At 67.1% G+C, this 11,973-nt stretch carries 13 protein-coding genes; 8 read left to right on the top strand and 5 right to left on the bottom strand.

Annotated features, from left to right (window positions below; all coding sequences use genetic code 11):
• Window positions 1-146: 146 nt before the first annotated feature.
• A complete protein-coding gene (locus AAEX57_RS00570; RefSeq protein ID WP_342090286.1) occupies window positions 147-1,322 on the top strand; it encodes a MalY/PatB family protein in 1,176 nt (391 codons plus the stop codon).
• Between the two features lie 17 nt (window positions 1,323-1,339).
• Here AAEX57_RS00570 and AAEX57_RS00565 read toward each other — a convergent pair whose 3' ends face one another.
• The 3 genes from AAEX57_RS00565 to AAEX57_RS00555 form a co-directional block, all read right to left on the bottom strand.
• A complete protein-coding gene (locus AAEX57_RS00565; RefSeq protein WP_342090285.1) occupies window positions 1,340-2,452 on the bottom strand; it encodes a hypothetical protein in 1,113 nt (370 codons plus the stop codon).
• Window positions 2,449-2,976 carry a SigE family RNA polymerase sigma factor gene (locus tag AAEX57_RS00560; protein WP_342090284.1) on the bottom strand — a complete coding sequence of 176 codons (528 nt, stop codon included), beginning with the start codon at window positions 2,974-2,976 and terminating at the stop codon, window positions 2,449-2,451. The genes AAEX57_RS00565 and AAEX57_RS00560 overlap by 4 nt, the downstream gene beginning before the upstream one ends.
• 80 nt (window positions 2,977-3,056) lie before the next feature.
• The gene (locus AAEX57_RS00555; RefSeq protein WP_342090283.1) at window positions 3,057-3,620 is read right to left on the bottom strand and encodes a mismatch-specific DNA-glycosylase; all 564 of its coding nucleotides are present in this window, start codon (window positions 3,618-3,620) and stop codon (window positions 3,057-3,059) included.
• 358 nt (window positions 3,621-3,978) lie between these two features.
• Between AAEX57_RS00555 and AAEX57_RS00550 the strand changes: the two genes are divergently transcribed.
• Window positions 3,979-4,701, top strand: coding sequence for an AIM24 family protein (locus AAEX57_RS00550; RefSeq protein WP_342097728.1), 723 nt, complete (start codon window positions 3,979-3,981; stop codon window positions 4,699-4,701).
• Between the two features lie 80 nt (window positions 4,702-4,781).
• Here AAEX57_RS00550 and argF read toward each other — a convergent pair whose 3' ends face one another.
• Window positions 4,782-5,801 (bottom strand): ornithine carbamoyltransferase, encoded by a 1,020-nt coding sequence (gene argF, locus AAEX57_RS00545; protein WP_446721041.1) that lies wholly within the window; start codon window positions 5,799-5,801, stop codon window positions 4,782-4,784.
• 427 nt (window positions 5,802-6,228) lie between these two features.
• Here argF and AAEX57_RS00540 point away from each other — a divergent pair, with 427 nt between their 5' ends.
• The 6 genes from AAEX57_RS00540 (at window position 6,229) to deoC (ending at window position 11,466) form a co-directional block, all read left to right on the top strand.
• Entirely contained in the window at window positions 6,229-6,600 is a 372-nt protein-coding gene (locus AAEX57_RS00540; RefSeq protein ID WP_342090281.1) for a phage holin family protein, read from the top strand.
• The gene (locus AAEX57_RS00535; RefSeq protein WP_342090280.1) at window positions 6,597-7,052 is read left to right on the top strand and encodes a low molecular weight protein-tyrosine-phosphatase; all 456 of its coding nucleotides are present in this window, start codon (window positions 6,597-6,599) and stop codon (window positions 7,050-7,052) included. The genes AAEX57_RS00540 and AAEX57_RS00535 overlap by 4 nt, the downstream gene beginning before the upstream one ends.
• Before the next feature lie 152 nt (window positions 7,053-7,204).
• A complete protein-coding gene (locus AAEX57_RS00530) occupies window positions 7,205-8,755 on the top strand; it encodes an FGGY-family carbohydrate kinase (protein ID WP_342090279.1) in 1,551 nt (516 codons plus the stop codon).
• 27 nt (window positions 8,756-8,782) lie between these two features.
• Window positions 8,783-9,823 carry a galactitol-1-phosphate 5-dehydrogenase gene (locus tag AAEX57_RS00525; protein ID WP_342090278.1) on the top strand — a complete coding sequence of 347 codons (1,041 nt, stop codon included), beginning with the start codon at window positions 8,783-8,785 and terminating at the stop codon, window positions 9,821-9,823.
• Window positions 9,824-9,826: 3 nt separating this feature from the next.
• Window positions 9,827-10,786: a sugar-binding transcriptional regulator gene (locus AAEX57_RS00520; RefSeq protein ID WP_342090277.1), complete on the top strand. Its 960-nt coding sequence runs from the start codon at window positions 9,827-9,829 to the stop codon at window positions 10,784-10,786.
• Between the two features lie 11 nt (window positions 10,787-10,797).
• Window positions 10,798-11,466 (top strand): deoxyribose-phosphate aldolase, encoded by a 669-nt coding sequence (gene deoC / locus AAEX57_RS00515; protein ID WP_342090276.1) that lies wholly within the window; start codon window positions 10,798-10,800, stop codon window positions 11,464-11,466.
• 81 nt (window positions 11,467-11,547) lie between these two features.
• Here the strand turns inward: deoC and AAEX57_RS00510 are convergent, their stop codons facing one another.
• Window positions 11,548-11,922, bottom strand: a complete 375-nt coding sequence (locus tag AAEX57_RS00510) for a hypothetical protein (protein ID WP_342090275.1) — start codon at window positions 11,920-11,922, stop codon at window positions 11,548-11,550.
• Window positions 11,923-11,973: the final 51 nt, after the last annotated feature.

Genomic DNA, 11,973 nt, shown 5'->3' with positions numbered 1-11,973 from the left:
CGCCCGTCCTGCCTTGGCAGGGCGGGCGGTTCTGCGTGCGGCGCTGGAAGGGCCCCGCGGACGGTGGATGGTTCCCGTCCACCGGTGTTTGTTCTACCAGCTGGTCAGCGTCAGGTCGGTTTGCCGCGGTGCGGCAGGATCGACCCATGACCGACTTCGAGTCCCTGACCCCCCAGGCCCTTCGCGCGCGGGGCAGCCAGAAGTGGAACCGCTTCGACGCCAGCATCCTGCCGATGTGGATCGCCGAAGCGGATTTTCCCACCGCTCCCGCGATCCTGGAGGCGGTGCAGCGCTGCGTGGCCAATGAGGCCTTTGGCTACGCCCAGGTGGATCGCCGGGTGCCGGAGGCCTTCGCCGCCTTCGCGTCGCGCCGGCTCAACATGACCATCAACCCGGACTGGACCACGGTGATCCGTGACGTCCTGGCCGGCGTCGAACTCGCCATCGAGACCTTTGCGCCAGCCGGGGCACCCGTCGTGGTGCCCACGCCCAGCTACATGCCCTTCCTCAGCATCCCCGGCATGATCGATCGCGAGCTGGTGGAGGTTCCGCTGCTGGAAGCCCCCCGGGCCGCGACGGTGGCGGAGCGCTGGGCCCTTGACCTGGCGGGGATCGAGCGCGCCTTCGCCGCCGGTGCCCGCAGCATCATCTTCTGCCAGCCCTTCAATCCCGTCGGCAAGGTCTTCACCGCCGACGAGATGCACGCACTGGCCGAGCTGGCCGCCCGCCATGACGCCTGGGTGATCAGCGACGAGATCCACGCCCCGCTGACCATGCCCGGTGTGCCGCACCTGGCCTTCAGCGAGGCCAGCGAGCTGGCCGCCAGCCGGTGCATCACGGTGACCTCGGCGTCCAAGACCTTCACCCTGCCCGGGCTGCCCTGCGCCACCCTCACCCTGCACACGGAGCAGAATGCCCGGCACTTTGCCCGCACCGCCCCGCACGGCCACATCTACGGGGCCACCACGCTGGGGATCGAGGCCAACATCGCCGCCTACACCAGCTGCGATGACTGGCTGGACGGCGCCGTCGCCCAGATCTCCCAGAACTCCCACCGGCTGAAGGGCTGGCTGGAGGAGAACCTGTCAGAGGTGGGCTACACCCCCGCCGACGGCACCTACTTCGCCTGGTTGGACTGGCGCGGGCTGGGGATCGACGGCGACGTGGCCGAGTGGTTGAAGGAGCGCGGCAAGATCTGGATGAATTCCGGCGCCGCCTTCGGGGCCCCTGGCGTCGGCTTCACCCGGATGAACCTGGCCACCACCAGCGCGATCCTGGAGCACGGGATGCAGCGGCTCCGGACCGCCGTCGAATCCCGCTGACGGGTTGGCGCCAACCCTCAGCAGGCGTCCTGGTAGGGGAGGTAGTCCGCATAGCTGCGCACCACCAGGTGGTCCACGATGGACTTCGGCGTCGCGGAGACGTATTCCTGCTGCGAGTTCACCGCGACGAAGATGATCTCGTGGTTGCCCTGCCGGGCTCGGGCCATGGTGATCGGCTTGCCGTACTCCGACGCCTTGGGCTCGTAGGCAAACTGGCCGCCGTACAGCTTGGCCACCTGCGCCATGGTCATCCCCGCCCCGGCACCCTTGTCCGTCTTCACCATCGGGTTGGAGATCACCAGGCTGTACAGGCCGGAACCGCCGAAGTCGGTGGCATGCAGGCCGACGGTCTTGTGCGCGGTGATCGCACCCACCGAGCCCTCGCACAGCTCGGTCTCGGGGACGACCAGCTTGCGCCTGGTCAGTTCCGTCTGGGAGGCGCCCAGCACATAGGGGCCCCAGCCGGCGAAGGTGACCGGCGTGCCGATCCCGATCCGGTCCGCCGGGGCGGGCGTCGGATCATTGGGGTTGTAGTCGCCCAGTTCGGTCTCGCTGGGCGTGGCCGACGGCGCGGCGGCGGTCGCGGTGGTGGTTGGCGCCTTCGGACCAGTGGGGCCAGTGGGGCCGGTGGACGGGGCGGCCGTGCCCCGGGAGGGCACTGCACTGGCGCTGGGCGTCATGCTGGCGGTGGGTGTCGAGCTCGATGCCGGGCTGGGGGCGGTCGTGGTCGGGCCGGATGCCGTGGTCGACGGTGTCGCACTCGGCACGTGGGTGGGAACCGTGACACTGGGCCGCTGGGACGGGCTCTTGCCGGTGCTCGGGGAGGGTGTGTTGCTGGCCGTGCTCCTGCTCGCCGAGGGTGACGCCGTGGGCATCGACGGGATCGCGCTGGACGCCGAGGGTCCGGGCATCGCGACATTCTGCCTGGTCAGGTACCAATAGCCGGACCCCCCAATCAAGCTGACGGTCGCCGCGACGGCCAGCCAGCGGGCCGGGGTTGAGACCCGTCGCCGCTCGCGCGGGCCCTCGTAGGCGACGGGTTCGTCGGCCAGGTCCTTGGCATGCCGGGCCAGTGCCTGCCGGAAGAGGTCTTCCTCCCGACCGAAGTCGTCATCCTGCCAGTCGTTCATCTCTCGTCGCCTCCTTCCTGGGCCTTGAGCAGGGTACGCAGCCGCGCGAGCGCGCGGTGCACATGGGAGCGCGCGGTGGCCTCCGGAATCTCCAGCGTGCGGGCAATGTCCGCAAAGGAGTAGTCCTCCCGGAAACGCAGCACCACCGCGGCGCGTTGCTGGACGGGCAGATGCTCGCACAGCTGCCAGGCCAGGTCGGCCTCGTCCACCGCGTCGGCAAAGTCCGGCACCGACGGTTGCAGCAGCCCCGGATCGGCCACCGGCACCAACCGCTTGCCGGTCTTGCGCCAGTTGCTCACCGACGCATTCACGATGCTGCGCTTGAGGTAGGCCTCCGCCGCATCGACATCCTCGAAGCGGTGCCACCGTGGATAGAGCCCGGCAAGGGCATCCTGCAGCGCGTCCTTGGCATCCTCCTGGTGGCGGGTGACCATCCAGGCGAAGGAGAGCAGGCTCGATCCGCGCAGTGCCAGCCAGTCGTCGAAACTCGGACGGGTGTCCGGGAGTACGGGGAAGACTGTCACACCTTCACCACGCGCGGGAGCCGCCTTTCGTTGCACCCCGGCCGATTCTCCTTCGAACCGGCTGGCCCGGGGCCGGGAGATCACGGCAGACCTGCCGCCCGAGCGGCCTCGGCGTACTGGGCGGCCAGGCTGTCGATCGTCTCGTGGGCGTTCAGGCCCGACGGGTTCGGCAGCACGAAGAGCCGGGCGCCGGCCAGGTCTTGCGGCTGCTCGCCCAGCTGGGCCTTCGGCTGGGCGAAGGCCTGCCGGAAGGCGGTGACGCCCAGCACCGCGACCACTGCCGGGTGGTGTTCGGCCACCAGGGATGCCAGCCTGGTGGCGCCGGCCCGGAGTTCGTCGCGGCTCAGTTCGTCGGCCCGCGCGGTGGCCCGGGCCACCAGATTGGTGTTGCCGATCCCCAGCCGGTGCAGTTCGGCCAGGTCTTCCGGTCGGTAGCCGTCGGCGGCGTCGAAGGGGTGGGAGATGATCCCCGCCCTTGCCAGCGCCGGATAGAAGCGGTTGCCGGGCCGCGCGAAATGGGCCCCGGTGGCCGCCGTCCACAGCGACGGGTTGATCCCGCAGACCAGCAGCCGCAGCGGATCGGGCAGCAGGTCGGGCACCGCCCGCCCGGCGAAGCGCTGCAACTCGGCAGCGGTGAATCCCATGACGGCAGCCTGCCAGAAGTCTGGTCTACCCACTCGGTCTGCGCCACAAACCGCATCGAGATTGCCACCCGGTGCACATATGGCATTGGGTCAGGATCAGGATGCAGTTTGTGGCACACCCTTTGAGTAGACGGCAGTACTGCTTTCCGAGAATCCACCTCCAGATCGCACCCCGAGAACGGGCGTGGGCGGCGAGGCGCGCATCGAGGGCGATTCTGGAGGTCAGTTCTCGGAAACCGGCGACAGCCACGCCAGCCGACGCCCTGGCGAATGCTGGGGAACGAACCGGTGAATGAGGCTCGGCGTGGTCCGGGCATCCCCTACCCTCGTGGCAGGAATCGACGACGAAGGTGACGCCATGCCCCTGTACGGACCCCTGTTCAACGACTACGCCGAGAAGAACTCCGAGCACCAGTTCAGCCTGCAGAACAAGAAGCTGCTCAAGGTGAACATGGGCTTTGGGCCGGTCTGGGCGCGCACCGGCTCGATGGTGGCCTACCAGGGCCAGATCAACTTCACCAACAAGGGCTCGGGCGGTCTGGGCAAGCTGCTGAAGCAGGCCGCGACCGGTGAGGGCGTCCCGCTGATGGAGTGCGTCGGCAACGGCGAGCTCTTCCTGGCCGACGAGGCCTCCGAGATTCAGGTGATCTACCTGGAGAACGACACCATCAGCGTGAACGGCGGCAACATCCTGGGCTTCAGCCAGTCGATCCAGTGGGACGTCCACCGGATCCAGGCCCGCGGGGCCATGATGACCGGCGGCCTGTTCAATGTGGTGCTGCAGGGCACCGGCTTCGTGGCGATCACCACCAAGGGTGAGCCGGTGGCGCTGGACGTCTCCCAGGCCCCCACCTTTGCCGACGCGCAGGCCGTGGTGATGTGGACCGGCGGCGTGCAGATGGACATCAAGATGGACACCGGCGGTCTGAAGTCGATGGTGCGCGGCGGCACCGGCGAGATGCTGCAGATGGCCTTCCGCGGCCAGGGCCACGTGGTGGTGCAGCCTTGCGAGAATGTGGTCGCCACCCCCAACGGCGGTGGCGACGGCGTCGGCGGCGCGATCGGCAACCTGTTCAACTGATCCGCAAGAGGGGCGAAGGGCCGGGTGAGGATTCCTCGCCCGGCCCCGTCTGTGTGGGCAGTGCCCGGGCCGGGCTCCGATCAGGAACCCAGCGTCGCCACCATCACTGCCTTGATGGTGTGCATCCGGTTCTCGGCCTGGTCGAAGACCACCGAGGCCGGGCCCTCGAAGACCTCGTCGGTCACCTCCAGCGCATCCATTCCGGTGGCCTGGAAGATGTCCTCCCCCACGGTGGTGTTGCGGTCGTGGAAGGCGGGCAGGCAGTGCAGGAACTTGCAGTCGGGGTTGCCGGTGGCTGCCATCACCTCGGCGTTGACCTGGTAGGGCTTGAGTGCCGCAATCCGCTCCTGCCAGACCTCCTTGGGCTCGCCCATGCTGACCCAGACGTCGGTGGAGATGAAATCACAGCCCTTCACCCCGGCGGTGACGTCGTCGGTGATGGTGATCGTGGCGCCGGTGGTCTTGGCGATCGTCTGGGCGATCTCCACCACCCAGGCCTCCGGCTGGAATTCCTGGGGGGCGACGATCCGGATGTCCATCCCGACGATGGCGCCGGAGACCAGACAGGAATTGCCCATGTTGTAGCGGGCGTCACCAAGGTAGGCGTGGGTCATCTGGTTGAGCGGCTTGGCGCAGTGCTCACGCATGGTGAGCTGGTCGGCGAGCATCTGGGTGGGGTGCCATTCGTTGGTCAGCCCATTCCAAACGGGCACGCCGGCCTGGTCGGCCAGGATCTGCACGCCCTCGGTGCCGAAGCCGCGGTACTCGATGCCGTCGAACATCCGGCCCAGCACGCGGGCGGTGTCGGCCATGGATTCCTTGTGGCCGATTTGGGAACCGCTGGGGTCCAGGTACGTGGTGTGCGCACCCTGGTCAAAGGCCGCCACCTCGAAGGAGCAGCGGGTGCGGGTGGAGGTCTTCTCGAAGATCAACGCGATGTTCCTGCCCTGCAGGCGCTTGGTCTCGGCACCAGCCTTCTTGGCGGCCTTCAGCTCGGCGGCCAGATCCAGTAGTTCCAGCCATTCGTCGGGCGTGAAATCGGCTTCCTTGATGAAGTTGCGGCCCTTGAGGCTCATCTGTGCTCCCTTGCGTGCGTCCATGAGGGGCCATTCTCTCAGGCAGCCCGCACCTCAATCGATCCGATTCCGAGAATCGACCGCCAGACTTTGGCCCGACCTCAGGTCCTGAGCGGGCACCCCACTCCCTGGCCCGAATCTGGAGGTCGATTCTCGGAATCCGCCGCCCAGCCGGTCCCATGGGGGTCAATCGGACGCGGGCACCTGGCCTCGACCGCAGCACCGGCACAGGATGGATGGGCGGGCGTCACGTCGCGCCGCATCGTGCACGGCGCGCCCGGCGGTGTTGGTCGCGCCCGGCATTTCGGGCGTGACGAACCAAGATCGGCGCGGGGTGCCTCGCGCGGCGCGGGCAACCGGCGTCGCGCCGTTCGTGACCAGGTGGACGCGTTTGGTGCGGGCCTGTCTGCGACGACGGACCAGCCCGGGCTGAGCGTGGCAGGCTGAAGGCATGCTTACTCGACTGCTTGCCAATGCCGCCGCACTGGCGCTGGCCACCTTCCTGGTTCCGGGAATCGTCATGCAGGGCGGCTCGCTTCCGCAGCGGGCGCTGGTGATCGTGGTGGTGGCCGTGATCTTCGGCGTGCTGAACACCTTGGTGAAGCCGATCCTGAAGTTGCTCTCCTTCCCGCTGGTGATCCTCACCCTGGGCCTCTTCCTGTGGGTGGTGAACGCGGGCATGCTGATGCTCACCAGCTGGGCCGCGACGCAACTGGGCCAGCCCTGGCGGGTCACCGGCTGGATGCCGGCGTTGATCGGCTCCATGGTGATCAGCGTGGTCAGTGCACTGGTCGGCGGCGTGCTGAAGGGGGACGAGCGATGAAGGTGATCATGGTCTGCCACGGCAACATCTGCCGCTCACCGATGGCCGAACGCGTGGCTCGCGCCCAGGCCGCGGAGCGTGGGCTGGAGGTGGAGATCACCTCCGCCGGCGTCAGCGACGAGGAACACGGCGCCCCGATCGATCCACGCGCGGTGCGGGTGTTGAAGGCGGCAGGCCATGACACGTCGAACCACCGGGCGCACCAGATCACCGCCCGGGAGATCCGGGAGGCGGATCTGGTGGTGGCCGCCGAGCAGTACCACGTCGACCGGATGCGACGCCTGGTGCCCGAGGCCGAGAATCTGCACCTGTTCAGTGAATACGACCCCGAGGCCTCGGCCGGCGACGGGCTGCCCGACCCGTGGTACGGCGGAATGGACGGCTTCCACGCCACGATGGCCGCGATCGAGCGGGCCGTGCCCAGAATCCTGGACGAGCTTGAAGTGAAATAGACCTCGGGCCGCGCCTCAACGCGCCCACGCTGCTCACTTGAGCAAAACCAGCTGGGCCGTTGTGACCCGCCGCTGCTCCGCCGCACTCTGGACGGGTGGCAAAGCCGCCACAACAGTCGCGTGATCAACGCTGATTTCGTGAGGTGGAAAGCATGAGCGCACAACAACTTCTCCTCGGCATCGACATGGGCACCGGCGGTGCACGAGCCGGGATCTTCGACCCAGCGGGTAGGCAAATCGCTGTCTTCGCCACCGAGTGGCGAACGGCTTTCCCCCGCCCTGGCCGCGCCGAGCAGGATCCCGACGAGTGGTGGCGCTGCATCATCGAGGCGGTGCGCGGGGCCATGACAGCCGGCAAGGTCGTTCCCGAAGACATCGTCGGAATCGGTGTCGACTCCACAGCAGCAACGGTGGTCGCGATGGACGCTGACGACCGGCACCTGCGCCCCGCCCTGCTCTGGATGGATGTCCGTGCCGCAGCCGAGGCGGACGCTCTGGCCGCTACCGGCGACGAGGCTTTGAAGTACTCGGGCTTTGGCCCGGTGTCCGCTGAATGGGGCGCGCCCAAGACCATGTGGATCGCCAGGAATGAGCCCGAGGTCTTTGACCGGGCCGCGGTGATCTGCGACTGTACGGACTGGCTGGTGAACAAGCTCACCGGAGAGTGGGCAATGTCGCTCAACCACGCAGCTGGCAAGTACTTCTACGACGGTGACACCGGGGGCTGGCCAGTGGGTCTGTACCAGAAGGCAGGCGCCGAGGGAGTGTTGGACAAGTTCCCCAAGAACTTGCTGCCGATCGGCGAGGTGGTTGGCGGCCTGCGCCCCCAGATAGCCCACGAACTGGGCCTCAAACCCGGGACACCGGTGGCCGAGGGCGCGATTGACGCTTACGCCGGCGCGATCGGCCTCGGAGTCGTCGAGCCCGGGAAGATGGCGCTGATCACCGGCTCCAGCCACGTGATGATCGGGCAGTCGAAGACACCGGTGCACGCCCAAGGGATCTGGGGTTCCTTCACCGACGCGGTGATCCAAGGTGAATACACCGTCGAGAGCGGCCAGTCCTCCACCGGCAGTGTCGTCGCCTGGTTCAAGAACACACTCGCACCGATTGCCAGCGCACGGGCGGCTGCGGAGGGCCGAGACCCCTACCAGGTGCTCGACGAACTGGCTGGCCAAGTACCGATCGGCTCCGATGGCTTGATCCTCCTGGACCATTTCCAGGGCAATCGCGCCCCCTACTCCGATGCTCGTTCTCGAGGGATGTTCTGGGGGCTCAGCCTGGGCCACACCGAGGGGCACATGTTCCGAGCGATCATGGAGGGCGTCTGCTTCGGCACCCAGAGCATCTTCGACGTGATGCGCACCAATGGTTACCCGCCGGAGAGCGTCGTCGTCTCGGGCGGCCCGGCCAAGTCCCGGCTGTGGATGCAGATGCACGCCGACGTGACCAATGTGCCGATGACCTTCACCGATGTCCGGGAAGGCCCGGTTCTGGGCTCCGCCATGATGGCCGCCGTTGGCGCCGGTGTCTACCCCGATCTGCCTGCCGCCGCCCGGGAGATGGTCCACACAGTTGCGGTGATTGAGCCAGATGCGGCGGCCCACGAGGCCTACCAGCACAATTACCACGCCTATCTGAAGACCTACGACGCAATGCGCGAGCTGATGCGCGACATGACCCGCCACCTCGAAGAAGCCTGACCGAGCAGAGAGAAGAGTATGCCCAGAATGATGAAAGTCGCCATGATGCACGCGGTGGACGACATCCGCATCGAGCAGATGGAGGTGCCCTCTCCCGGCAAGGGCGAGGTGCTGATGAAGGTCGCTGCCTGCGGCGTGTGCGGGTCCGACCTGGCCCGGATGTTCAAAAAGGGCCCGCACAAGCTGCCCTTGATCTGTGGTCACGAGTTCAGTGCATGGATCGAGGAGGTGGGCTCGGGCGTCACCGACCTGGCCGTTGGGGACCTGGTGACGGTTCCTCCGATGCTGCCCTGCTTCGACTGCCCGCCGTGTGCGCAGGGCCAGTTCAGCCTGTGTGAGAACTACGACTACTACGGATCGCGTCGGCACGGCGCCTACGCCGAGTATGTGGCTGGCCCCGCGCACCTGTTGCTGAAAGTTCCCGCCGGTCTGGACCCGCGCGCCGCGGCGATGGTGGACCCCGCAGCCATCGCACTGCACGCCATCTGGCGGACGCAGCTGCGGGCCGGACACCGGGTGGCGGTGTTGGGCGGTGGCGGCCCGATTGGCCTGTTCGCTGTGCAGTGGGCCCGAATCATGGGCGCCGGCGAGATCGTCGCCGTCGACGTGGCCCCCGAGAAGGCAGAACTCGCCCGGCAGGCCGGGGCCGACCATGCTCCCATCACCCGAGAAGAACTGGAACCCTTGATGGACAACGGGTTCGATGTCGTGATCGAGACCTCCGGGGTACCGACCGTGGTGGACCAAGCGGTCGGAATGGCCGCGCGGCATGGCGACGTGGTGCTCATCGGAATCCCCAACAAGGACATCACCATAAGTGACGCTTCCTGGGCGCGGCTGATGCGCTTGGAGATCAACATCTGCGGCTCGTGGAACTCCTTCTCTGCCCCCTTCCCGGGCGCCGAGTGGACCACGTCGCTAGATCAGATGGCCCGCGGGAATCTGCGGTGGGAGTTCATGATCACCCATCAGGAGCCCCTGGACCAGGTGCCGGTGCTGATCAAGCAGATGGCCGAACGCAGCGTTATCTCGTCGAAGGTCCTCTTCCTCCCCAACGGCGCGATCTGAGCAATGTCGCGACGCGATGACAAGTACGACCACCTCCTGCTACGGGCGGCTGAGCTCTACCACGAGCGAGACCTGACTCAGCAGGAGGTGGCCCTGCGACTTCACTTGACTCGCTGGCAGGTGGGGCGACTGCTCGCCGAGGCCAAGCGTCGCGGCGTCGTGCAGATCCGAATAGTTCACCCCCGGGCCCGCTGTCACGACTTGGAGGAGGCCATGGTGGAACGCTTCGCACTGCAGGCCAGCATCGTTGTGCCCGGGGCTGCCCAGCACGAGGACAACCTGCGTCTGGTTGCGGGAGCAGCTGCGGATGCGCTGGCCGACCTCTCACCCGGTCCTCGGATCGTCGCGGCGTCCTGGGGCTACACGATGACCGCACTGGCTGAACAAGTTCCCTCAATGTGGACCGAGCGGGCAACAGTGGTTCAGGCCAACGGCGGCCTGAGCCACCCGGGGTGGGGCGACCCGGCCTCGGTCATCACCCGATTGGCCCGGCAGTCGAACGGTACCCCGGTCTTCCTTCCGGCCCCAGCGATCATCGATTCCCTAGCGCTGGCACCTGCACTGCGTCGCGAACCGGCCATCAGGGGAGTTCTGGAGCTCGCACGCACAGCCGAAGCGATCGTGTTCTCGCTGGGAGCCGCCACTCGAGAATCCGTTCTGGTGCAGTCAGGATGCCTCACCGCCCAGCAGATTGATCGACTCCGGGAACGCGGGGCCGTGGGCGACGTGCTGGCCAGATTCCTCAACTGCCACGGCGAACCAGTAGACGAGGACCTGCAGTCCCGCACCATCGGCCTCGACCTTGCCGATATTCGTGCAATCCCGATCTCGATCGGGGTGTGCGCAGGCCCCGAGAAAGTCGCCATTGCCCGCGCCACCCTCAATCAGAAAATCTGCACCGTGCTGGTAACTGACCAGCGGACAGCCACGACGTTGCTCGATGATGCGGTGCCAGCCCAATGAAAGGAACAGACATGACCAGCTTCCCCACTCGCCCCGAACTCGCCCGGATGATCGACCACACCCTGCTGAAGCCCGAGGCGACACTCGAACAGATCCGTCTGCTTATCGATGAGGCTGCGGCGCTGGGCACCTACTCCGTGTGCCTTTCCCCGAGCCACCTCCCAATCGCTGTGCCGAACGGTCTCAAGCTGGCGGTGGTGTGCGGCTTCCCTTCCGGGGCCCACTCGGCTGAGACAAAGGCATACGAGGCGGGACAGGCCGCGCGAGCGGGAGCCGACGAGATCGACATGGTGATCAACTTGCGGCACGCTCTCGAGGGTCACTTCAATCTGGTCGAGGCGGAGATCCGTACCGTGCGCGAGGCTGTCCCGGCCCCAGTGGTGCTGAAGGTGATCATCGAGTCGGCTGCCCTGGACGACGACACCATCGTGCGCGTATGCCAAGCGGCAGAGGACGCGGGTGCGGACTTCGTCAAGACCAGCACCGGCTTCCACCCAGCTGGAGGCGCCAGCGTGCATGCGGTGGAGCTGATGGCCAAGACGGTGTCACCACGGCTAGGTGTCAAGGCATCCGGTGGCATCCGGGACGGCCGGACCGCGTTGGCCATGGTTGCCGCAGGCGCCACCCGGCTGGGTCTGTCTGCCTCCGCCACCGTCTTGGACTCACTGACCCAAGGCTGAAGTCGGCAGCACCTCGGATTCTGGATGAACTGGAATCCCTGGCCTGAGTCGCTGAGAGAACCGGCTGCCCGGGAAACAGGATCAGGTCGCCGGCGTGGTGCCGCGTGCCTGGTGCACCGCGGAGATGACCTCGTCACGCTTCCAGCTGACCAGCCGGAGCTCCTCGCCCGTGACGGTGGTGACGATCAGCAACGCGGCGATCAGCTTCTGCTGCGTCCGCAGATCCGTGATGTCACCCAGCGGGATGTGCAGCTCGGTGTGCGACGCGTTGACCGCGTGCGGGATGAAGGTGAGTTCGGTGGGCGTGACATACAGGTGACCGCCCAGGCTGATGGTTCCGTAGATGCCCGTGAGCAGCTGCAGCGGCTGCCAGGCCAACACCGTCTCCAGGAGGTTGCTGGGCTTGACCACCAGGTTCGCGCGGGACGTGTGCAGGGCATCGGCAGGCTGGGGCATGGGCTTCCTTTCGCGGGCGTCGAGGACAGGTTAGGAGTGAGCGGGGTCAGC

The organism is Luteococcus sp. H91 (assembly GCF_038433135.1).
Lineage (GTDB): Bacteria > Actinomycetota > Actinomycetes > Propionibacteriales > Propionibacteriaceae > Luteococcus.
The sequence above is the reverse complement of the archived record's forward strand: the minus strand, read 5'-3'. Positions and strand labels throughout refer to the sequence as shown.

Excerpts from the sequence above, each read along its gene's own strand:
- AAEX57_RS00570 (WP_342090286.1), top strand. The coding sequence starts at position 147 with ATGACCGACTTCGAGTCCCTGACCCCCCAGGCCCTTCGCGCGCGGGGC.
- AAEX57_RS00565 (WP_342090285.1), bottom strand. The coding sequence starts at position 2,452 with ATGAACGACTGGCAGGATGACGACTTCGGTCGGGAGGAAGACCTCTTC.
- AAEX57_RS00555 (WP_342090283.1), bottom strand. The coding sequence starts at position 3,620 with ATGGGATTCACCGCTGCCGAGTTGCAGCGCTTCGCCGGGCGGGCGGTG.
- AAEX57_RS00550 (WP_342097728.1), top strand. The coding sequence starts at position 3,979 with ATGCCCCTGTACGGACCCCTGTTCAACGACTACGCCGAGAAGAACTCC.
- argF (WP_446721041.1), bottom strand. The coding sequence starts at position 5,801 with ATGGACGCACGCAAGGGAGCACAGATGAGCCTCAAGGGCCGCAACTTC.
- AAEX57_RS00540 (WP_342090281.1), top strand. The coding sequence starts at position 6,229 with ATGCTTACTCGACTGCTTGCCAATGCCGCCGCACTGGCGCTGGCCACC.
- AAEX57_RS00535 (WP_342090280.1), top strand. The coding sequence starts at position 6,597 with ATGAAGGTGATCATGGTCTGCCACGGCAACATCTGCCGCTCACCGATG.
- AAEX57_RS00530 (WP_342090279.1), top strand. The coding sequence starts at position 7,205 with ATGAGCGCACAACAACTTCTCCTCGGCATCGACATGGGCACCGGCGGT.
- AAEX57_RS00525 (WP_342090278.1), top strand. The coding sequence starts at position 8,783 with ATGATGAAAGTCGCCATGATGCACGCGGTGGACGACATCCGCATCGAG.
- AAEX57_RS00520 (WP_342090277.1), top strand. The coding sequence starts at position 9,827 with ATGTCGCGACGCGATGACAAGTACGACCACCTCCTGCTACGGGCGGCT.
- deoC (WP_342090276.1), top strand. The coding sequence starts at position 10,798 with ATGACCAGCTTCCCCACTCGCCCCGAACTCGCCCGGATGATCGACCAC.
- AAEX57_RS00510 (WP_342090275.1), bottom strand. The coding sequence starts at position 11,922 with ATGCCCCAGCCTGCCGATGCCCTGCACACGTCCCGCGCGAACCTGGTG.